At 64.9% G+C, this 20,082-nt stretch carries 18 protein-coding genes; 9 read left to right on the top strand and 9 right to left on the bottom strand.

Annotation, left to right across the window (positions count from 1 at the left end):
• Nucleotides 1-6: 6 nt before the first annotated feature.
• The 5 genes from gyrB to dnaA form a co-directional block, all read right to left on the bottom strand.
• Nucleotides 7-2,046: a DNA topoisomerase (ATP-hydrolyzing) subunit B gene (gene gyrB, locus ACFYOW_RS12185; RefSeq protein ID WP_387287082.1), complete on the bottom strand. Its 2,040-nt coding sequence runs from the start codon at nt 2,044-2,046 to the stop codon at nt 7-9.
• Between the two features lie 419 nt (nt 2,047-2,465).
• Nucleotides 2,466-3,026 (bottom strand): DUF721 family protein, encoded by a 561-nt coding sequence (locus ACFYOW_RS12180; RefSeq protein WP_387287080.1) that lies wholly within the window; start codon nt 3,024-3,026, stop codon nt 2,466-2,468.
• Nucleotides 3,027-3,211: 185 nt separating this feature from the next.
• The gene (recF, locus tag ACFYOW_RS12175; RefSeq protein WP_387287078.1) at nt 3,212-4,399 is read right to left on the bottom strand and encodes a DNA replication/repair protein RecF; all 1,188 of its coding nucleotides are present in this window, start codon (nt 4,397-4,399) and stop codon (nt 3,212-3,214) included.
• A 136-nt stretch (nt 4,400-4,535) separates the two neighbouring features.
• Nucleotides 4,536-5,711 carry a DNA polymerase III subunit beta gene (gene dnaN, locus ACFYOW_RS12170; protein WP_387287076.1) on the bottom strand — a complete coding sequence of 392 codons (1,176 nt, stop codon included), beginning with the start codon at nt 5,709-5,711 and terminating at the stop codon, nt 4,536-4,538.
• Between the two features lie 840 nt (nt 5,712-6,551).
• A complete protein-coding gene (dnaA, locus tag ACFYOW_RS12165) occupies nt 6,552-8,531 on the bottom strand; it encodes a chromosomal replication initiator protein DnaA (RefSeq protein WP_387287074.1) in 1,980 nt (659 codons plus the stop codon).
• 617 nt (nt 8,532-9,148) lie between these two features.
• On the opposite strand from dnaA, the gene rpmH reads away from it, so the two are divergent.
• From rpmH to ACFYOW_RS12120, 9 genes are all read left to right on the top strand, one after another.
• Entirely contained in the window at nt 9,149-9,292 is a 144-nt protein-coding gene (rpmH, locus tag ACFYOW_RS12160) for a 50S ribosomal protein L34 (protein WP_083898281.1), read from the top strand.
• A gap of 21 nt (nt 9,293-9,313) precedes the next feature.
• The gene (gene rnpA / locus ACFYOW_RS12155) at nt 9,314-9,745 is read left to right on the top strand and encodes a ribonuclease P protein component (RefSeq protein ID WP_387287072.1); all 432 of its coding nucleotides are present in this window, start codon (nt 9,314-9,316) and stop codon (nt 9,743-9,745) included.
• Entirely contained in the window at nt 9,742-10,095 is a 354-nt protein-coding gene (gene yidD / locus ACFYOW_RS12150; RefSeq protein ID WP_084483836.1) for a membrane protein insertion efficiency factor YidD, read from the top strand. Before rnpA ends, yidD begins: the two co-directional genes overlap by 4 nt.
• Before the next feature lie 4 nt (nt 10,096-10,099).
• Nucleotides 10,100-11,197: a membrane protein insertase YidC gene (yidC, locus tag ACFYOW_RS12145; protein ID WP_387287070.1), complete on the top strand. Its 1,098-nt coding sequence runs from the start codon at nt 10,100-10,102 to the stop codon at nt 11,195-11,197.
• Nucleotides 11,198-11,343: 146 nt separating this feature from the next.
• The gene (locus ACFYOW_RS12140) at nt 11,344-11,862 is read left to right on the top strand and encodes a protein jag (RefSeq protein WP_387287501.1); all 519 of its coding nucleotides are present in this window, start codon (nt 11,344-11,346) and stop codon (nt 11,860-11,862) included.
• Nucleotides 11,863-11,980: 118 nt separating this feature from the next.
• Nucleotides 11,981-12,709, top strand: a complete 729-nt coding sequence (gene rsmG, locus ACFYOW_RS12135; RefSeq protein ID WP_387287068.1) for a 16S rRNA (guanine(527)-N(7))-methyltransferase RsmG — start codon at nt 11,981-11,983, stop codon at nt 12,707-12,709.
• A gap of 615 nt (nt 12,710-13,324) precedes the next feature.
• The gene (locus ACFYOW_RS12130) at nt 13,325-14,278 is read left to right on the top strand and encodes a ParA family protein (RefSeq protein ID WP_245720979.1); all 954 of its coding nucleotides are present in this window, start codon (nt 13,325-13,327) and stop codon (nt 14,276-14,278) included.
• A 25-nt stretch (nt 14,279-14,303) separates the two neighbouring features.
• Complete coding sequence (locus ACFYOW_RS12125) at nt 14,304-15,332, top strand: ParB/RepB/Spo0J family partition protein (protein ID WP_387287066.1); 1,029 nt, start codon at nt 14,304-14,306, stop codon at nt 15,330-15,332.
• Nucleotides 15,333-15,547: 215 nt separating this feature from the next.
• Entirely contained in the window at nt 15,548-16,279 is a 732-nt protein-coding gene (locus tag ACFYOW_RS12120) for a GNAT family N-acetyltransferase (RefSeq protein WP_387287064.1), read from the top strand.
• A 106-nt stretch (nt 16,280-16,385) separates the two neighbouring features.
• Here the strand turns inward: ACFYOW_RS12120 and ACFYOW_RS12115 are convergent, their stop codons facing one another.
• The 4 genes from ACFYOW_RS12115 to ACFYOW_RS12100 all read right to left on the bottom strand — a co-directional run bounded on the left by ACFYOW_RS12115 (nt 16,386) and on the right by ACFYOW_RS12100 (nt 20,030).
• The gene (locus ACFYOW_RS12115) at nt 16,386-17,582 is read right to left on the bottom strand and encodes an N-acetylmuramoyl-L-alanine amidase (RefSeq protein WP_387287062.1); all 1,197 of its coding nucleotides are present in this window, start codon (nt 17,580-17,582) and stop codon (nt 16,386-16,388) included.
• A 173-nt stretch (nt 17,583-17,755) separates the two neighbouring features.
• Nucleotides 17,756-18,082: a thioredoxin gene (gene trxA, locus ACFYOW_RS12110; protein WP_062981517.1), complete on the bottom strand. Its 327-nt coding sequence runs from the start codon at nt 18,080-18,082 to the stop codon at nt 17,756-17,758.
• A gap of 34 nt (nt 18,083-18,116) precedes the next feature.
• Nucleotides 18,117-19,103, bottom strand: coding sequence for a thioredoxin-disulfide reductase (gene trxB / locus ACFYOW_RS12105; protein WP_387287060.1), 987 nt, complete (start codon nt 19,101-19,103; stop codon nt 18,117-18,119).
• A gap of 108 nt (nt 19,104-19,211) precedes the next feature.
• Nucleotides 19,212-20,030 carry a hypothetical protein gene (locus ACFYOW_RS12100; RefSeq protein WP_387287058.1) on the bottom strand — a complete coding sequence of 273 codons (819 nt, stop codon included), beginning with the start codon at nt 20,028-20,030 and terminating at the stop codon, nt 19,212-19,214.
• Between the last annotated feature and the right edge of the window lie 52 nt (nt 20,031-20,082).

Below are 20,082 nucleotides of genomic sequence, written 5' to 3'. Positions count from 1 at the left end.
CGCCGGTTACACGTCGAGGAAGCGAACGTCCTTGGCATTGCGGGTGATAAAGCTGCGACGTGCCTCGACGTCCTCACCCATCAGGATGGAGAACAGCTCGTCGGCCGCGGCGGCATCATCGAGGGTGACCTGACGCAGCACCCGCACCGAGGGATCCATGGTGGTCTCCCAGAGCTCCTTGGCGTTCATTTCGCCGAGACCCTTGTAGCGCTGGACACCGTCGTCCTTGTTGATCTTCTTGCCCGCGGCCAGCCCCGCCTCGAGCAGGCCGTCGCGCTCGCGATCGGAGTAGGCGAACTCCGGATCGGACCGCTGCCACTTGAGCTTGTAGAGCGGCGGCTGCGCGAGGTACACGTGCCCGTGCTCGACCAGTGGCCGCATGAAGCGGAACAGCAGCGTCAGCAGCAGGGTCGAGATGTGCTGGCCGTCCACGTCGGCGTCGGCCATCAGCACGATCTTGTGATAACGCAGCTTGGCGATATCGAATTCGTCGTGGATGCCGGTGCCGAAGGCGGTGATGATCGACTGGACCTCGTTGTTCTTGAGGACGCGGTCGATGCGGGCCTTCTCGACATTGATGATCTTGCCGCGCAGCGGCAGGATCGCCTGGTACATCGAGTCGCGGCCGGATTTGGCCGAGCCACCGGCGGAGTCGCCCTCCACGATGTAGATCTCGGACTTGCTCGGATCCTTGGAACGGCAGTCGGCCAGCTTGCCGGGCAGGCCGCCGAGGTCGGTGGCGCTCTTGCGACGCACCAGTTCGCGTGCCTTACGCGCGGCGACGCGGGCCTGTGCGGAGGAAACCGCCTTGTTCACAATGGTCTTCGCATCGGCCGGATTGGCCTCGAACCAGTGTGAGAGGTGCTCGTTGCAGGTGCGCTGCACGAACGACTTGACCTCGGTGTTGCCGAGTTTGGTCTTGGTCTGGCCCTCGAACTGCGGCTCGGAGACCTTCACGCTCACAATGGCGGCCAGACCCTCGCGGATGTCGTCACCGGTGAGGTTGCCGTCCTTCTCCTTGAGCAGCTTCTTGTCCTTGGCGTACTTGTTGACCACCGTGGTGAGCGCCGCGCGGAAGCCCTCTTCGTGGGTGCCGCCCTCATGGGTGTTGATGGTGTTGGCGAAGGTGTGCACCGACTCCGAGTAGCCGGAGTTCCACTGCATCGCGACCTCGAGCTCGTGCCCGGTGCCCTTGCCGGTGAACGCGACGACGGAGTTGTGGATAGCCTGCTTGGTCCGGTTGATATGCCGGACGAAATCCTCCAGACCACCCGGGTAGTGGTATGTCCGCGTCTTCACCTTGTGCTCGACCGGCGCGGCGGGCGCATCCGGATCGGCATGCTTGGGCGCCTCGGCGGTTTCGCTGACCACCTCGTCGGTGACGTCGGCGTCGGTGACGCGCTCATCGGTCAGGGTGATGGTGAGGCCCTTGTTCAGGAACGCCATCTCCTGCAGGCGGCGCGCGACCGTCTCGAAGTTGTAGGTGGTGGTCTCGAAGATGTTCGGGTCGGCCCAGAAGCGAATCGTGGTGCCGGTGCGCTTGGTCGGTTCGCCCTGCATCAGCTTGCCGGGCTTGGAATCCTTGTATTCCTGCGTCCAGTGGTACCCGTCCACGTCCACATCCGCCTCGAGGCGGCTGGAGAGCGCGTTGACCACGGAGATGCCGACACCGTGCAGGCCGCCCGACACCGCATAGGAGTCGGAGTCGAACTTGCCGCCGGCGTGCAGCTGGGTCATTACGACCTCGATGGTGGGCACACCCTGGGCGTGCATGGCCACCGGGATACCGCGGCCGTCGTCGATCACCTCGACGCCACCGTCCGCCAGCAGGGTCACATCCACCTGCGTCGCGTATCCGGCCATCGCCTCGTCGACCGAGTTGTCGACGACCTCCCAGATCAGGTGATGCAGACCGCGCTCACCCGTGGAGCCGATGTACATACCGGGCCGCTTGCGAACGGCTTCGAGACCTTCGAGGACGGTGATGGATTCGGCACCGTAATTACCTGACTTGGGCTTGTTCGAGCCGTCTGCGTTGGAGTCCATGGCAGCCACTGGTCGGTAGCTCTCCTTACTTGCTGATCCCTGGCGCAGCGGTCGGACAGCACGCGTGGGGCACCGGTCTGATTCTGGTCGTGAAAATAGGGGTCCACGCGCGGGCTGTACGGAACGCGCCGAAAGGTTCGCCGCTAGTTACCCCACCATCCTACTGGTAGACCCAAGCCACAATGCACCTACGACACCCCTGACGGCTCCGTGGATGCGAGAAATCGGTCGAGCGCGGGTCGGTTCCGCCTTCAACCCCTTTGAGTCCATCAGATTCGGCCTGAGAGTTGCCTGTGTGGCGAAGTCGTAGTCGCGGCCTCCTGCGCGGGTGGCCATCGCATAGTTCAGCCTACGTGGTGGACTCACGCATGACGGCCGCGGCGTTCCACGTGAAACTGATCTATGCGCTGGATTGTCGCTTATCCGTAGGTGTCCCGTGGACCGCGGCCTTTGATGTGCCGCTCACCCTTGCGCCAACTCGGCGCCGCCGGACCGGTGATCTTCAACGATGTGACCACGCCCTGCCCCACCGCCGCATTGATCTTCGCCAGGATCTGGCCCTGCAGCATGCGCAGCTGGGTGGCCCACGCCGTGGATTCGGCGGCGATGCTCAGCACGCCGTCCTTCAATGTCATCGGGGTCGCATGCGAGGCGATGTCCTCGCCGACCACACCGGCCCAGCGGCCGAAGACCATGCCCTCGGCGACCTTGGCCGACCAGCCCCGATTCTTCGCGATGGAGCCGGCCAGGCTCGAAAGCAGTTGCGGGTCACGGTCATCGGGCCGCGCGCCGGACCAGCCGGTGCGACGGCGGGCTCCGGTGCGCAGCCGACGCGGCGATGCCCGGCCCTGCCCCACCGATTTACCGCTCGCCTTGGCGGCCGCCCGCGCCTCCTCCAGCGCACGCCGCGCCAGATCGATACCGCGCAACTCCGGTTCCGGCTCGGATGCGGAAGCATTCGACGCTGTCGGATCGCTCACGACTGCGCCTCGCTGACGCTCAGCTTCGTCGTGCGCGATTGCGCGCTGTATTGATGGTTCACTCGCTGACGCTCGCTCACGAGGTCCGCCTCTCTCCCCGCCGCCGTTCGCGCGCTGGTTGCCGACGCGTCGCATTGCAATCGGCGCTGATCTTACCGACGCCACAGGGATCCGACGGTGCCCGATCAACCGGTGGCGGCGTCGGATTCCCGGTCGGCGATTCGGGAGATGCGGCCGTCCGCACCGCCGTTCGTTTCAACCCGGAGCGGAACCGCGGAAAGTTCCACGGGCACGTCCTCGGGGACCGCGGCGGTGATCAGCACCTGTTCGGCACCGGCCGCAACCTCGGCGAGCGCCGTGCGTCGGCGGCGATCGAGTTCGGCAAATACGTCGTCGAGCAGCAGTACCGGTTCGGCGCCGGTGGCGCGCAGCAGTTCGAAGGCCGCGAGCCGCAGCGCCAGTGCGAACGACCACGACTCACCATGGCTGGCAAAGCCTTTCGCGGGGGCAGTACCGAGCATCAGATCCAGATCGTCGCGGTGCGGGCCGACCAGACAGACCCCTCGCTCCAATTCCTTCGGCCGCGCCGCCGCCAGTTCGCGCAGCATATTCGCCTCCAGCGCCTCGACGTCATCGGGCTGCGGTGCGCGCGCCGGGTCCAGGAATTCCGGCGGCAGGCTCGCGCTGCGGTAGCCGATTGCGGCGGGGCGTGATTCGGGCGCGATCGACGAGTACGCCTGTGCGAGATAGGGATACATATCGTGCACCAGGCGCAGTCGCTGTGCGAGCAGCACCGAGGCGTGGGTCGCCAAATGCCCGTCCCATACATCCAGGGTGCTGAGCTCCGCCTTCGAGCGGGCTTGGCGCCCAGCGGATTTCAACAGGGCCGAGCGCTGTCGCAGCACCCGGTCGTAGTCGGCTCGCACGGCGGCCAGCCGCGGCAACCTGGCTGTGCACAACTCGTCGAGGAAGCGCCTCCTCTCACCCGGATCGCCGCGGACCAGGGCGAGGTCCTCCGGTGCGAAGAGCACCGTCTGCAGAATGCCGAGGATTTCTCGCGGCCTGCGCACCGGAGATCGGTTGATCTGCGCACGATTCGCGGCGCCCTGGTTCAATTCGAGATCGATGCGCAGTTCGCGGCCCGCGTTCACGACGGTCGCGCCGATCCTGGCGCGTTCGGTGCCGATACGGATCAGCGGTGCGTCGGCGGCGACCCGATGTGAGCCCAGGGTGGCGAGGTAGCCGACCGCCTCGAGCAGGTTCGTTTTGCCGTTGCCATTGGCCCCCAGAAAGACCGTTCGGCCTGGGGATAATTCGAGCTCGACGTGCTCCCAGGAGCGGAAGTCGCGCAGTGACAGCGTCCGGATGAACACCCGTCTACTCCGCTCCGGCCGTCGTCATCGCCGTTTTCTGCCGCTGCCGGCGACGAATCGGGCGCAAAACACAACATCTTGTGGTCCATCCACTGTCTGTGGACGAACTGTGGATAAATCGCATCGCCGCCGATGCTCAGCCCGGCAACCGAACCGGCATCAACAGGTAGATGTACGGGCTCTCCAGTGCGACGAACGCACCGGACTCCGTCACCTTGGGTTCCTCGTCGCTCGCGGGCAGCAGCACCGCGGGACGGCTCGGCGTCGTGAAGCCGAAGGTGACCCGATCGGTGTGCAGCGCGGAGAGGCCGTCGATGAGGTAACCCGGATTGAACGCGATTGTCAGTGACTCACCGCGGAATTCGGCCTCCAGCCACTCCTCGGCGCGACCCGCGTCATCGCCGCCCGCCGAGAGCAGCAGCCCCTCGTCGGTGAATTCCAGCCGCACCTGTGCACCGCGCTCGGCGACCAGCGCGACGCGCTTGATGGCGTCGGTCAGCGTGGCGACCGGGAGGGTGGCGATCGAGGTGTGCTCCTTGGGGAGCAATTGGCGGAACTTGGGGAATTCCGCATCGAGCAGTCGAGTCGTGGTCCGCCGGCCCGCATTCACGATGCCGAGCAGACCGTCCGCGCCACTGCCGGTGCCGAGCGAAAGCTGTACGGGAGCATCGGAGGGACCCAGCGTCTTCGCGGCCTCCGACAGCGTCCGGGCCGGAATCAGCACCGAGGTCTCGATATCGGTGCGGGCGGGCTGCCATTCGATGTGGCGGACCGCCAACCGGAATCGGTCGGTGGCCGCGAGCACGACCTGCGGTCCCTCGATCTCGACCCGGATGCCGGTGAGCATCGGCAGCGTGTCGTCGCGTCCGGCGGCGACCGCGACCTGGCCGACCGCCTCGGCGAAGACGTCGACGCTCAGCTCGCCGGTCTGCTGCGGTACCTCGGGAAGCTGGGGATAGTCCTCGACCGGCATGGTCGGCAGTGAGAACTTCGCACTGCCACAGCTGATCAGCACGCGGGTGCCGTCGATGGCAACATCGACGGGCTTATTGGACAGCGCCTTGGTGATATCGGCGAGCAGTCGGCCGGAGACGAGCACCTCGCCGGGTCCGGCGACCTCGGCCGCGACGCGCATCTGCGCGGAGACCTCGTAGTCGAATCCGGAGACGGTCAGTCCGTCCTCGCCCGCAACGAGTAGTACGCCGCCGAGTACCGGAACCGGAGGCCGCGACGGGAGGCTGCGTGCCACCCATGCAACGGACTCGGCGAAATCCTCTCGGGCGACCCGAAATTTCATACTCGCCAGCTCCATCGCCCGTTCTGTCCTCTCCCGGTTCCGTGATCTCTGTCGGCTTCGTCAGCGTTGATTCTCGAAAGGGGGTGCTGTACCTGCCGCCTTTGCAGTCTGGCATAGGCGACCGACATTGAACCGTACTCGTCCGGACCAGCTGAACCTAGCCCGACCCTCCGGTTGTTCTGTGTAGCGAACACGATCCGTGCTGCGAAATATCGAGCAAGGAGAACAGGGGCGGGTGAATCGCGCAGATGTGTCACCCCTCTTCTCCTTGCTCGTCTCGGCGAGTAGCTCGGATGCCGATGCTCACTGATCGACTTTCCACACATCCTGTTTTGAAGAGAGATCTTCAAGAAGGAGAACTGAAGTAGTAGTAGGCACTGTGGAATCTGTGGACTGCGGCCGAATCCGCAGGTCCGGGGGCGTGGTGCGGTGGGGATGACCGCTGGGTGACTCGAGGATGAACGGATGGGGGTTGTGGACGTTGCGGGTTTGTCCCCCATTCATCCTCGAGTGCTCCTCGAGTTGTTCCACCTGATTCACCAGGTTGTTCACACATGTGCACCGAATCGTGGACAACTCGAGGAATCCTCGAGGACTCCACACGGACTCCTCGAGGATTCCCCAAGCCGCTGACCGAGCCCGTCGCTGGTCAGGGCTTGTGTGTGGATACGGCTGTGGACTCTGTTGATTCCACCCCTGTTAGCAACGGATCCACGATCATCCGCACAGCCTGTGGATGAACCGGTGCACAACTCGGAGTTTCCTCGAGGACTCCACAAGAATTCCTCGAGGAGTCCACAGGGCACAAAAAAGCACCGCCCCAGGTCAGGGGCGGTGCCGAGCTGTTAGTGCCGGTCAGCGCGAACGTTGTTTAATCCGGGCTGTTAGTTCTTGTACTTGGTCGTACACGCGGCGCCGCTCGGTCATCTCCTTGCGCACTTTTTTCTCCGCGTACATGACCGTGGTGTGGTCGCGACCGAAAGCCTGGCCGATCTTTGGAAGCGATAGATCCGTTAGTTCCCGGCATAGATACATGGCGATCTGCCGGGCCTGCGCCAGTGGCCGGGCCTTACCCGGCCCGGTCAGCTCCTCGAGCGTGGTGTTGAAGTATTCGGCGGTGACGGCCATGATCGTCGCCGCATTGATCTCCAGCGTCGCGGTATCCGGCATGAGATCGCGCAGTACGACCTCGGCCAACGGCAGATCCAGCGGCTGGCCGTTCAACGAGGCGAAGGCCGTCACCCGGATCAGCGCACCCTCCAGCTCGCGGATATTGCGCTCGACCCGACTGGCGATCAGTTCCAGCACGTCGTGCGGCACGTCGAGCCGGTCCATCCGAGCCTTCTTGCGCAGAATCGCGATACGCGTCTCCAACTCCGGCGGCTGCACATCGGTGATCAGGCCCCACTCGAACCGGGTCCGCAGCCGCTCCTCCAGCGTGGCCAGCTGCTTGGGCGGCCGGTCGGAGGACACCACGATCTGCTTATTGGCGTTGTGCAGGGTGTTGAAGGTGTGGAAGAACTCCTCCTGGATACCTTCCTTGCCCTCGATGAACTGGATGTCGTCGACGAGCAGAATGTCGGTCTCGCGGTAGCGGCGCTTGAACGCCACCTTGCGGTCGTCCCGCAGACTGTTGATGAAGTCGTTGGTGAATTCCTCGGTCGATACGTACTTCACCCGCATGCCCGGGAACAGCCGCTGGGCATAGTGTCCGGCCGCGTGCAGCAGATGGGTCTTGCCGAGACCCGAGGCGCCCCAGACGAACAGCGGGTTGTAGGCGCGCGCGGGCGCCTCCGCGATCGCGACAGCCGCGGCGTGCGCGAAGCGATTGGACGCGCCGATGACGAAGGTCTCGAAGGTGTACTTGGCATTCAGGCTCGCCGAGGAATTCGACGGCGCCGGATTCTCCTGCGACTTGGTGAAGTAGGTCGGCCACGAATTGCGGACATTGACGACCGGTTCGTCGTCGTGCGAGTTGTCCGAGATCGGCTCGCGGACCGATTCGTGCGCGGCCGCGATGGCCGGATCGTTGCCCGGCCGGGATTCTCGTGCGGATGCCGCCTCCCGCATCGGTGCGCGACCCTGCGCCCGGACCGGTTCCGATATCGGCTCCGGATTGAACAGTGACTCCTGGCCGGGCGGCACCGAATCGCGTCGCGGCGGGAGTCCGGATTCGCGGCGGGACGCGGGCTGCTCCTGCCGTTCGCCATTGGTCTGGCCCGGATAGCCGCCGCGGCTCGGATATTCGTCGGTCGGGTACGCCCCCGCCACTTCGTATCCGGGCACCGGCAGGTACTCGGGTGCGCCCGAGTATTCGGGCGTGGGCTCATAGTCGGGTGCCGCCGAGTACTCCGGACCGGTCGAGTATTCGGGTGCCGCCGGGTAATCGTTGGGCTGTGCATAACGCGGCGGGGCGTAGTCGTTGCGCCCGGGATAGTCGGGGGCGGGATAGCCTGCCGGACCGCGACCGCTGTCGCGGCCACGCTCGGGCCGACTCGTCATGCGCGCGTGACGCGGATTGTTGCCGGGGCGTTCGGTCGGCTGCGTCGCCGGCGCCGCGATCCGGACGCCGAGGCCCTCGACCTGCGGACCGAGACGACGGCCGAGCGAGCGCAGAATGGGTTCTCGCAGATCGCGTTCGATGGCCTCCTGGGCCAACGACGATGGCACCGAGAGCAAGGCGAACCCCTGCGCCACGGTCAGCGGCTTGACCAGTTTGAGCCAGGCCTGCTGTGCCCGGGAGACCGGCGGGATGGCACCATCGGCCGAGCCGGTGGTGAGTTCGGCGACCACCTCCGGCCACACGGTGGCCAACACGTTCTGCTCGTCGTCCATGCAGTTTCCTCCCCGGAAGTAGGCGATAGGAGCAGACGGTCGGAGCCTGCGGAGTATCGGCGTGGCTGAGTCGATGTTGTGATTCCGCGTACGTCCGTAACCGGTTCGGACGCTGCCCGGGTCCCCCATCCGGGCGGCGGCGTGGCACCGTCGGCCCTACGAATATGCCACTCCAGGGGTCTTTCCACACAATTATCCACAGATGTGGAGAACCCTGGGGAAATGTGAAACAAGGTTGCGCTCTGCCGCTATAAGGCCTGGACCTGCGGTTCTGTAGCAATCTTCTGGCTACGTACCTTAGTCGGCGTGCAGGCCGACGGCTAGGGGTGTGGACGAACTCACGGTTATACCCAGGATGCGTCACTCCGGTGCAACGCTCCGGTGCAAGCCGCGCGAGGGTGGGCCGAGTTTGACCCGTACTTTGCCGATCAGTACCCTCGTACAGTCACCCCTTGGTGCGGTGGCGGTCCTGTGCTGACCGTGTCAGGTCATATCGACCTCGTGCGCCAGGACCGACGCGCATCGATGATGACCACCTCGCGATTCATCGCGCAAAGACGTATCACCGACAAGCTTTGGGCGCCGAACGGCGCCCACCTACTCGAGGAGTGTTGACCGTGGCCAAGGGCAAGCGGACGTTCCAGCCGAACAACCGTCGTCGGGCGCGGGTCCACGGCTTCCGTCTCCGGATGCGCACCCGCGCTGGTCGCGCCATCGTTTCCGCGCGACGCGGCAAGGGCCGCAAGTCCCTCACTGCCTGATCCTCGCTCTCGGACGCTCGGGTGTTGCCTGAGCCGTATCGGTTGCATCATCGTGCCGACTTCTCCCGGACGGTGCGCCGCGGCCAGCGAATCGGGAGGCGAGATCTGGTCGTACACGCGCTCATGCACGGGTATGACGGAACTGTGGGCGCGAGTGGACGACGAAGCGATGCGGCTGAGGCCGGATCGTTGGTCCGCGTGGGCGGTCCGCGGTTCGGATTGATTGTCAGCAAGGCGGTGGGCAACGCGGTGATTCGACACCGCGTCGCCCGCCGCCTGCGTCATATGTGCGGTCAAGTGATCGCCGAGCTGCCTGCCGATGCCGATATCGTGATCCGCGCATTGCCCGGCGCCGCGACCGCCGACGCGACGGAGTTGCTCCGCCAGCTGCGTGGCGCGCTGCGCAAGCTCGATATCGTCCGCAAATCGGCTACCGTGGCCGGTGCGGGATGAGTGCGCGCTCCACCGTTGCTCGGCTACCCGCGAACACGGTGATCTTCCTGATCGAGCTCTACCGGACGTATGTCTCCCCCATGCGCCTGCCGGTGTGCCGTTTCACCCCGACCTGTAGCGAGTACGCGGTGACCGCGTTACGCACCCGCGGCCTGTTCGTCGGCCTCGGATTGACGGTCGTGCGATTGGCGAAATGCGCACCCTGGCACCCTGGTGGGTGGGATCCCGTTCCGGAGCGAAAAACACGCGAACGGAACGAGTCAGCCGCCGACCAGCAGGCGTCGGCGCCACACGCTTGTAAAGGATCACCGCGCGCGGTGATCGGCGATACGAACGACGGGAGTGCATAGAGCCGTGCTCGACTTCATTTATTACCCGGTGTCCTGGATCCTCTGGTTCTGGCATCGGGTCTTCGGGTTCGCGTTCGGCGCGGACAACGGACTCACCTGGGCACTGGCCGTGGTGTTCCTGGTATTCACGTTGCGCCTGGTGCTCTACAAGCCGTTCGTCAAGCAGGTGCGCACCACCAAGCAGATGCAGGAGCTGCAGCCCCAGATCAAGGAGCTGCAGAAGAAGTACAAGAACGATCGCCAGAAGATGGCGACCGAGATGCAGAAGCTGCAGAAGGATCACGGCTTCAACCCGTTGATGGGCTGCCTGCCGATCCTGGCGCAGGTCCCAGTCTTCCTCGGTCTGTTCCATGTGCTGCGCTCCTTCAACCGCACCGGCACCGGCATCGGCCAGCTCAGCATGTCGGCCTACGACAATGCGCATACGCCGAACTATGTCTTCAGCGCCACCGACGTCCAGTCCTTCCTGAGCGCCCGCATCTTCGGCGCCCCCATCTCGGCCTACATCACCAGTCCGCCGAGCCAGTTGCAGGCCTTCGCCGATTACGGCGGCGTGCCGACCAAGCTGAGCATCGCGCTGGTCTCCATCCCGCTGATGGTGATCGCCGGTCTGGCGACGCATTTCAACGCGCGCGCCTCGGTTGCCCGGCAGAGTCCGGAGGCCGCGGCCAACCCGCAGTCGGCCATGATGAACAAGCTCGCGCTGTGGGTGTTCCCGCTCGGCGTGCTGGTCGGTGGCCCCTTCCTGCCGATCGCCATCCTGCTCTACTGGGTGTCCAATAACATCTGGACCTACGGACAGCAGCACCTCGTCTTCGGCCGCATGGCGAAGGAAGAGGAAGTCAAGAAGCAGCAGAAGCTGGAGCAGCGCGCACAGAACGCGCCGAAGCCTGGTGCGAAGCCGGTAAATGTCAAGAAGAAGCAGTCGCCCTCCGATGCGACGCCCGTCGATGCGGATGCCGATGCCGCCGTGGATGCGGTTGACGCACCGCCGTCGACGAATGGCACCGCAAAGTCCCCGACCAAGGCGGGACAGCGGCGCTCGGGCGGGCAGAAGCGATCGGGCAACCGCGGGCGCCCCAACCAGAAGCGACGGCGCTGATACATCGCGCGCCTGCGGGATCTCTGAGCAACCCTGTTCGCGTTCTCCGATCGGCGCCGGTCGCCGGTCGCGCGCGATGAGCAGATGAAGGAAATCAAATGACTGTTGAAACCGACGGAGGGGACGCCACTGTGGCGACGACGACGATGGTGAACGGCGAAGCCGAAGCGGGGGCCGAATCCACCGAGTCCGCGAACGACGCCGAGGAAGCTCTCATCGAAGAGGGCGAAATCGCGGGCGACTACCTCGAGCAGTTGCTCGATGTGCTCGACTTCGACGGCGATATCGATCTCGATGTCGAGGGCGACCGCGCCATCGTGAGCATCGACGGTGGCCGGGATCTCTCGAAGCTGGTCGGCCGCAACGGCGAGGTGCTCGACGCACTGCAGGAGCTGACCCGGCTGGCCGTGCAGCAGGCCACCGGGGTGCGCAGTCGGCTCATGCTCGATGTAGCCGGCTGGCGCGCCAAGCGTCGCTCGGAGTTGAGTGCGCTCGGCACAGCCGCCGCGCAGCGGGTGCTGGAATCCGGTAAGCCGGAGCCGCTGGCGCCGATGACTCCATTCGAGCGGAAGATCGTGCACGACGCCGTTGCCGCCGTCGATGGTGTCAGCAGCGAGAGCGAGGGCGTGGAGCCCAATCGGCACGTTGTCGTGGTGCCTGCCTGAATCGCGCGTTGTGATTGGATTAGGGCCTCCGGTCTTCGGACCGGAGGCCCTCTTCATGTCTTGGATGCGCTCCCCTCCCCCGCCCCATCGCCGCACTGATCGACTCGAGTTCGGAAGGATGTTTCACGTGGAACGAGATCTAGGTGGCATCACCGCGTTGCCGAATGAGCTGGACCCCCCGGCCACGGCCGCGGTGATTTTCGGAGACCGACTGGATCTCGCGCGTCGGTACTGCGCCGCCCTCGCCGCCGCCGGTGTCGAGCGCGGACTGATCGGCCCCCGCGAGGTGCCGAGGCTATGGGATCGACACATTCTCAACTGTGCGGTGGTCGGTGAGTTGATGGCGGAGGGCGCCACCGTGGTCGATATCGGCAGCGGTGCCGGACTGCCCGGAATCCCATTGGCGATCGCGCGCCCGGATCTCCGCATCACCTTGGTCGAGCCGCTGCTGCGTCGCACCATCTTTCTGAGCGAATTCATCGAGGCGGCCGGACTCGATGTGACCGTGGTGCGTGGTCGGGCCGAGCAGTCGGGCGTGATGAAGGAAGCGGGCGGCGCGGATGTAGTGACCTCTCGCGCGGTTGCCCCGCTGGCGAAGCTGGCGCAGTGGTCCCTTCCTCTGTTGCGCGATCACGGACGGATGCTCGCGCTGAAGGGAGTCAGCGCGGCCGAGGAACTCGAGCGCGACGGTGAGGCTTTGACGAAGGCGGGCGCGGGAAATGCGACCGTTCTGGAATGCGGCGCCGGGCTCGTCTCCACCCCCACTCTGGTGATCAGCGCCGAGCGGCTGCCGCGTGCCGAGCGTCCCTCGCGTCGAGCTGGCAGGTCGGCGCGGAAGTCGAAGTAGCAGTTCTCGATTCGCGGCAATGTTTCATGTGAAACAAGGCGTCTGGGCGTCCGCGGCGCAGCAGGCTTCGACCCGAAACTTCACGTGACGTTTTGAATCTGGTGTCGCCGGATAGGGAAATCGATGACCCCCATTGCGCGAGGCTAATTGGACACGAGAGCGCCCGGCGTGAGATGCCCGCGGCGCGGAGCCGTATCCGATGTTTCATGTGAAACAGAACTTCGGTGTCGGTCCGGGACTTCATGTTTCATGTGAAACAGCAAATCGACGCGTCAATCTTGTTCGCGGCGATGTGATTCGGTGCAGATTCGCGTGTCCTTTGCGCGATGCCGCGATTCAGCTTTCTAATCGCGCTGAGTGCTGGCAAGCTAGTGAGCGTCGGGCGTGAGCGTTGGTGCCACGGAGGGATGTGGGTTTGTCGCAGCGGCGAGAGCTCCGCTCGTCGGTCGGGCGCCGCGGTCCCGATTGAGCATCAAGTTCGATCCGACACAGCTAGTGATGACACGGCGCCGAATTCGGTCGGGCGCACGTGATCTGAGGTTCTCGCGTTAGGAGCTGTCTATGTCGAGCGGTCCGGCGAATGTTTCACGGGAAACAACGTCGCGCGTGCCGGGGATGCTGGACTCCAGCACCTTGGATGCGGAGGCATTCGGAAGCACGCCGTTCGGGCACATCTCCCCCAGTGAGACCCCGATAGCAGCCGAAGCGCAACGTGCAAGCCAAATATTGCATCCAGGAAAGGTGACAGTGCCGAAACCGCACGAGCAACGGATCATCACCATCGCCAATCAGAAGGGGGGCGTCGGTAAGACGACAACCGCCGTGAATCTCGCGGCCGCCCTGGCGCATACCGGGATGACGGTTCTCGTGATCGACCTCGATCCCCAGGGCAACGCCAGCACCGCCCTGGGTATCGAACATCACTCGGGTGTCCCGTCGAGCTATGAACTCCTCATCGGCGAGGTGTCGGTGATGGATGCGATTCAGCAGAGCCCGCACAGCGAGCGTCTGCTGTGCATCCCGGCGACCATTGATCTGGCCGGTGCCGAGATCGAATTGGTTTCCATGGTGGCCAGGGAGGGGCGGCTCAAGGCCGCCATCCAGGAGGCCAATATCGCCGGATACGACATCGATTACGTCATGATCGACTGCCCGCCGTCGCTCGGTCTGCTCACCGTCAACGCAATGGTTGCTGCTAAGGAAGTGCTGATCCCGATCCAGTGCGAGTACTACGCGCTGGAGGGGGTGGGGCAATTGCTCCGGAATATCGGTCTGGTGCAGGCGCACCTGAATCCCGAACTACACGTGTCGACGGTGCTTCTCACGATGTACGACGGACGGACCAAGCTGGCCGACCAGGTCGCCGAGGAGGTGCGCGGGCACTTCGGCGACGTGGTGCTGAAGTCGGTCATCCCCCGCAGTGTGAAGGTCTCCGAGGCGCCGGGCTACGGCATGACGGTGCTCGATTATGATCCAGGCTCCCGGGGTGCGATGAGTTATCTGGACGCCGGTCGCGAGATGGCCTCCCGGTCGGTGATCCGGCCGGGTGCGGCAGAGCGCGCGCAATGACGAACGAGGAAAGGGTCGGTAACCGATGACTCAGGCGAAGAAGGGCGGCCTAGGCCGCGGACTTGCCGCGTTGATTCCGACCGGGCCGGCGGCCACGCCGGGACTCGGTGCCGCACCCGGACTCGGTAGCGCCGCAGCCAATGTCGTCATCGGCGTCGATCCGATCGGACCGCAACCGGCTTCCGCCTTTCTGCACCGGGTCCCCGACCCCAGCGATGAGCAACTGTCGGATGGCGGCGCGTCCTACCGCGAGATTCCGCCGGAGCAGATCGAACCGAATCCCAAGCAGCCGCGCCACGTCTTCGAGGAGGAGGCGCTCGCCGAGCTGGTGCACTCCATCAAGGAATTCGGCCTGATGCAGCCCATCGTGGTGCGTCGGCTGGAGCCGGGGGTGGACAAGTATCAGATCGTCATGGGTGAGCGTCGTTGGCGCGCATGCCAAGAGGCTGGGCTCGCAGCGATTCCAGCCATTGTCCGCGAGACCGCGGACGACGCGATGCTGCGGGACGCCCTCCTGGAGAACATCCATCGGGTGCAGCTGAACCCGCTGGAAGAGGCGGCGGCCTATCAGCAGCTGCTAGAGGAATTCGATGTCACCCATGAGGAATTGGCCACCCGAATCGGTCGATCCCGACCGGTGGTGACGAATATGATTCGCCTGTTGAAACTGCCGATCCCGGTGCAGCGCCGGGTCGCGGCCGGCGTGCTGTCCGCCGGACACGCTCGGGCGCTGCTCGGTCTCGAGGCAGGCGCCGACTCCCAAGAGGTACTCGCCGCCCGCATCGTTGCCGAGGGATTGTCGGTCCGGGCCACCGAGGAAGCCGTCACCCTGGCGAACCGGGATCCGGATACGGCCGCTCCCCCTGCCTCCCGGCGCAAGCCGATTCATATGCCGGGTCTGCAGGATGTGGCCGAGCGGCTGTCGGAATCCTTCGACACTCGCGTCACCGTGAGCCTCGGCAAGCGGAAGGGCAAGATCGTCGTCGAATTCGGTTCGGTCGAAGACCTCGAACGCATCGTAGGCATGATGGAGCAGCAGCAGCTCGGCAAGTGACAGATGTGGCAAAAATAGCCGTGTGTTTCCGGTAGGCACGTGTTCGGCGTCGAAACGTCACTGTGACGGCGTGGAAAATCGGCCTACGGAGGGGCTCTTTACCAACAGCACAGCGACGTGGAATGAGGCGGGTTCGCTTTGATCGCATATTCTTGCTGGCGAGTGAATGCAGCGTGAGTGTGGATGAATCGGATAGCTGGAGGCTGAGCAGAGCGGTGTCGACCAGCGTCACAGCATTAACCCTCGGTGGACTCGACAGGCTACCCGCCCATGCGCGGCGTTGCGTGTTCTGGGAGATCGATCCGGCCGTGGCCGCGACCTCCCGTGATTTCAGTGATCCGGTCTTCGAGAAGGAGGCCTGGCTGTCCACGGTCATGCTGGAGTGGGGTTCGTGCGGTCAGGTCGCGAACGTGGACGGCAACATAGCGGGGTGTGCGCTGTATTCGCCGCCGAGCGCCGTACCGCGTGCCGGCCTGTTCCCCACATCGCCGGTTAGCCCGGACGCGGTCCTGCTGACCACGCTGCGGGCCGAATTCCCGTATCAGGATGCCGACATAGCCCACCGCCTCATAACGGCCGTGGTGGCCGATCTGGTCCGGCGTGGCGTACGTGCATTGGAGGCCTTCGGTATTCGCACCGATCCTCCGGCGACCGCGATGTCGGATCGTTCGCTCGGCTCGATGCGGTTGATGGAGCGGATCGGTTCACCGGTCCGGGATGCAGCCTCGGCCGGTAAGGCGACCGGATGTTCGCCGGAGACCTGCATGATCGAGGCGGACTTCCTGGAGGACGTCGGTTTCGAAGTGGTGGCGCCGCACCACCGCTTCCCCCGGCTGCGCTTGGAACTCGACTCCGATCACGGTTGGAAGGAAGATGTGGAGCGCGCGCTCGATCAGCTGCTCGCCGCCGCCTCCCTGACGGTCCCCTTCCGCGTCGGAGCGCCCTGAGACTCCGCATACAGCAACAGTGCGCCCCTGCCGACGATCGGCAGGGGCGCACTCGTATCGGAAGTATTTTTATTGTTCGTAATCTAGTGAGCCAGAAGGTAATTCACTACATCCGGTCGGCTGCGGCTAATTCCTCCGCCAGCAATTCGGCGAAAGTGTATGTGCCCGTCGGCTGATCGTCCTGGCCGAGCAGATACAGCCGCTTCACCGAGATGAGGATGGCCTCGGCGATCACATCGCGCATCCGCGGGTTGGTGAGTACCGACGCATCGTATTCGTTTGTGAGATAACCGATATCGACCTGCACCGTCGGCATCTTGGTGAGCCGCAATAGATCCCAGGTGCGCGCATGAGTTCGGCAGTCCTGCAACGAGGTTCGCGCGACCACCTCACGCTGGATGAAGCCGGCTAGCACCTGGCCGATCATCGATACCGAACCGTGCGAATTGCCGAAGTGGAAGCCCGCGACACCGTTGGCGGACGGGCTCGGATTGGTCGCGCAGCGCAGCGAAATCATCAGATCGGCGTCGAAGGCATTAGAGGTATCCGCGCGCTCGGCGTCGCTCGGATTGGCGCCCCACGGCCGCGACAGGAAGGTTTCCATGCCGGTGGCGGCCATTCGGCCCTCGAGCCTGCTGGCCAGATCCCAGAGGATTTCCGACTCGTAGACATCGCCGTATTCGGTCGGCACCGCGAAGCCCTTGTCCGGGCCGCCGAGACCCGGATCGATGACGATCCGCTTCCCGGTCAACTGCGGCCCGGCCCGGTGCACCACCTCTTCCTCGGCGATCCGATGCGGATTGCCGCCGGTGACGCGCGCGCCGAGCAGCTCCAGCGAGCGCAGCGTATCCGGACCGCAGATGCCGTCCGCCGCCAAGCCGATCTCCCGCTGGAATGCGGTGAGCGCCTCATGGGTGTGCGGGCCGAAGTAACCGTCGACGCGGTGCACGTAGAAACCGAGATCCTGTAGCCGGCGCTGCAGGGTTGCCACATCGTCGCCGTAGAGCGGCGCGGAGAGCTGGTAGATCAATGTGCGGGCACCGAGGCGATAGGAGGCTTCCTTGAGCGCGCGGTAGGTAGCCGGTCCGACGACTCCGTCGACCAGCAGTCCGCGGTGCTGTTGGAAGGCGCGAACCGCCGAGTCGAGCTGGCGATCGAAGGAAGCGTCGGTGTCCATCCAGTACTCTCGCGCATCAGCGTGATCTGTTGCGGCGGAGTGCGTATGCAGAAACCCGAGACTTGCCAGGGTGCTCCGAACCTCGGCGACGGCTGGACCGGTATCGCCGTGACGAAGTCGGTGCATGCGTGAGAGCCCTTTCCTTCCGTCAACCCGGGTACCCACTCATGCGATGGCTCACACCCTCGCACGACCGGAGGTCGGTCGATTGTCTCAGACCCGGACCGGAATACGACAATTCCCGGCGTCCAGGCATCCTACGGCGCGTCGTCGATCGACGGCGTTCTTTGACGAATACGTCAGATGATGCCGTCGAGTTCACGCAGCAGGGCGGCTTTGCCCTTCGCTCCGACGATCTGCTTGACCGGCTTGCCACCGGAGAACAGCATCATAGTTGGCAGCGAGAGGATCTGATAATCGCGGGCGACGCCCGGATTGGCATCCACATCCACCTTGGCCACGGTCAGCTTGTCCGCGTGCGTGCCTGCGATCTCCTCCAGCACCGGGGCGACCATCTTGCACGGACCGCACCAGTCGGCCCAGAAGTCGACGAGTACCGGCTTCTCACTGAGCAGCACATCGTCGGCGAAGGACGCGTCGGTCACGGTGACCGTGTTTTCGGACATGGGGTATCTCCTTGTAGTGCAAAAAGTGATGAGATCAGTTGGCGGGCACGGCAACTGAGTTGCCTGCGTGATCCAGGGTGTTCGAGGTGATGTCACCCTGTTCGGCCAGCCAGCGCTCGGCGTCGATCGCGGCGCGGCAGCCGGTGCCCGCGGCGGTGATGGCCTGGCGGTAGGTGTGATCTACCAGATCGCCCGCGGCGAAGACGCCGGGCACCTTGGTAGCGGTCGACGGATGCAGCACCTGCACGTAGCCCTCGTCGTCCAGCTCCACCTGATCCTTGACCAGCTCGCTGCGCGGATCGTGTCCGATCGCCACGAATAGGCCGGTCGCGGCCAGTTCGGAGGTCTCGCCGGTACGGGTATCGCGCAGTGTCAGGCTGGTCACGCTGGTATCGCCGTTAACCGCGGCGACCTCGGCGTTGAGCACGAACTTGATCTTCTCGTTGGCCTTGGCGCGCTCCAGCATGATGCGTGAGGCACGGAATTCCTCGCGGCGGTGCACGATGGTCACGGTGCTGGCGAACTTGGTGAGGAAGGTCGCCTCTTCCATCGCGGAGTCGCCACCGCCGACCACGACGATGTCCTGGCCCTTGAAGAAGAAGCCGTCGCAGGTGGCGCAGGCGCTGACACCGCGGCCGAGCAGCTTCTGCTCACCGGGCACGTTCAGATAGCGCGCGGCCGAGCCCATGGCGAGGATTACGGCGTAGGCCTGGTGGGTCTCATCGCCGACGGTGACCGTCTTGATCGGGCCGTTCAGATCGATGGCGTCCACATCCTCGGTCCGGATATCGGCGCCGAACCGCTTGGCCTGTTCGCGCATCTCCTCCATCAGATCCGGGCCCATGATGCCGGCGCGGAAACCGGGGAAGTTTTCGACCTCGGTGGTGGTCATCAGCGCGCCGCCGAACTGGGTGCCCTCGAACAGCAGGGGCTGGAGTTCGGCGCGGGCTGCGTAGACGGCGGCGGTATAGCCGGCGGGTCCGGAGCCGACGATGATCAAGTCGCGAACTGCGTTGCTCATGTGACCCTTCCGAGGGAGATTCGTTAGACGTGTCGGTCAACAACAGGGTAAACGGTGTTGTTCCCGACGTGATGTGGGACAACCACACGACGTGACGTCGCCCACTCGTCAACCGATGTCGGTGAGTGCCAACTGTTGCGGATCGTCGGTGCCGCAACCGATTCCGACGACCAGTGCGGTGATCTTGTGCGGACGCGGGCCGGTGAGCAGGATCAGCACGGCGTCCCTGCCCCCGAAGGTGGTGTCGGTCGAACCGAGGACGGTGCGGTCCAGGCCGTTGGCGTGGACGCAGCGGTTCAGGGCCGCCGGAGTGCCGAGTGCGCCGGTGACGTCATTGCGACCGAGGGCCCTCAATGCGACGGTGGCGTCGAGCTCGTCACCGAGTTGGACATTGCCGCTGGTGGTCGGGTGGGCGCTCGGGGCCACCTCGTGCCCGCGCAGTGCGTCGACCGCGACCGCCACACAGGCCACTATCGCGATCACGGCGGCCGCGGCGGCGAGCCAGCGGAGTCTGCGTGTGCCGTGTCGCGTCAGCGGGATGGCAGCCTCGTGCCCGGAATGCTTTGCGTCATCGGCGGATTCGGGCCACACCGGCACCGACGATTCCGGCCGTGTGGTGGCCGAGTACAGCCGATGCACGGTTCCGACCTGCTCGCTGGGCTCTTCTGCCACATCGAGGCCTTCGACGAACTCCTCCAGCCGGGCCGCGATATCGGCGGGCATGGCGTGGATGACGTGCTCGTCCCGGCCGAGTGCGCGCAATTCGGCACTGACATCGTCGAGGGAGTTCAGGAACCGCAGGGCGTCCGGATCATTGCGGACCATCGGCCACAGCTGCTCGCTCAGCTCCGGCGCCACATTGTCGGCATGTAGATCGGCGAGCAGTTCGGGTGAGAACGGAGGCTGCGGATCGGATCGGGTCGCCATCGCACCTCCGGATTCTCGAGTAGATGCCCGCCCACATGTCGCGGGCGGAGCT

The sequence above is a fragment of the Nocardia sp. NPDC006982 genome (genome assembly GCF_042869435.1).
Classification (GTDB): domain Bacteria; phylum Actinomycetota; class Actinomycetes; order Mycobacteriales; family Mycobacteriaceae; genus Nocardia.
The sequence above is the reverse complement of the archived record's forward strand: the minus strand, read 5'-3'. Positions and strand labels throughout refer to the sequence as shown.

Bases quoted from the DNA above. Each gene is read 5' to 3' on its own strand.
- dnaA (WP_387287074.1), bottom strand. From the start codon at position 8,531: ATGGACGACGAGCAGAACGTGTTGGCCACCGTGTGGCCGGAGGTGGTC.
- trxB (WP_387287060.1), bottom strand. From the start codon at position 19,103: ATGAGCAACGCAGTTCGCGACTTGATCATCGTCGGCTCCGGACCCGCC.
- gyrB (WP_387287082.1), bottom strand. From the start codon at position 2,046: ATGGACTCCAACGCAGACGGCTCGAACAAGCCCAAGTCAGGTAATTAC.
- ACFYOW_RS12140 (WP_387287501.1), top strand. From the start codon at position 11,344: ATGGTGAACGGCGAAGCCGAAGCGGGGGCCGAATCCACCGAGTCCGCG.
- ACFYOW_RS12100 (WP_387287058.1), bottom strand. From the start codon at position 20,030: ATGGCGACCCGATCCGATCCGCAGCCTCCGTTCTCACCCGAACTGCTC.
- dnaN (WP_387287076.1), bottom strand. From the start codon at position 5,711: ATGGAGCTGGCGAGTATGAAATTTCGGGTCGCCCGAGAGGATTTCGCC.
- yidD (WP_084483836.1), top strand. From the start codon at position 9,742: ATGAGTGCGCGCTCCACCGTTGCTCGGCTACCCGCGAACACGGTGATC.
- ACFYOW_RS12125 (WP_387287066.1), top strand. From the start codon at position 14,304: ATGACTCAGGCGAAGAAGGGCGGCCTAGGCCGCGGACTTGCCGCGTTG.
- trxA (WP_062981517.1), bottom strand. From the start codon at position 18,082: ATGTCCGAAAACACGGTCACCGTGACCGACGCGTCCTTCGCCGACGAT.
- ACFYOW_RS12130 (WP_245720979.1), top strand. From the start codon at position 13,325: ATGCTGGACTCCAGCACCTTGGATGCGGAGGCATTCGGAAGCACGCCG.
- rsmG (WP_387287068.1), top strand. From the start codon at position 11,981: ATGTTTCACGTGGAACGAGATCTAGGTGGCATCACCGCGTTGCCGAAT.
- ACFYOW_RS12115 (WP_387287062.1), bottom strand. From the start codon at position 17,582: ATGCACCGACTTCGTCACGGCGATACCGGTCCAGCCGTCGCCGAGGTT.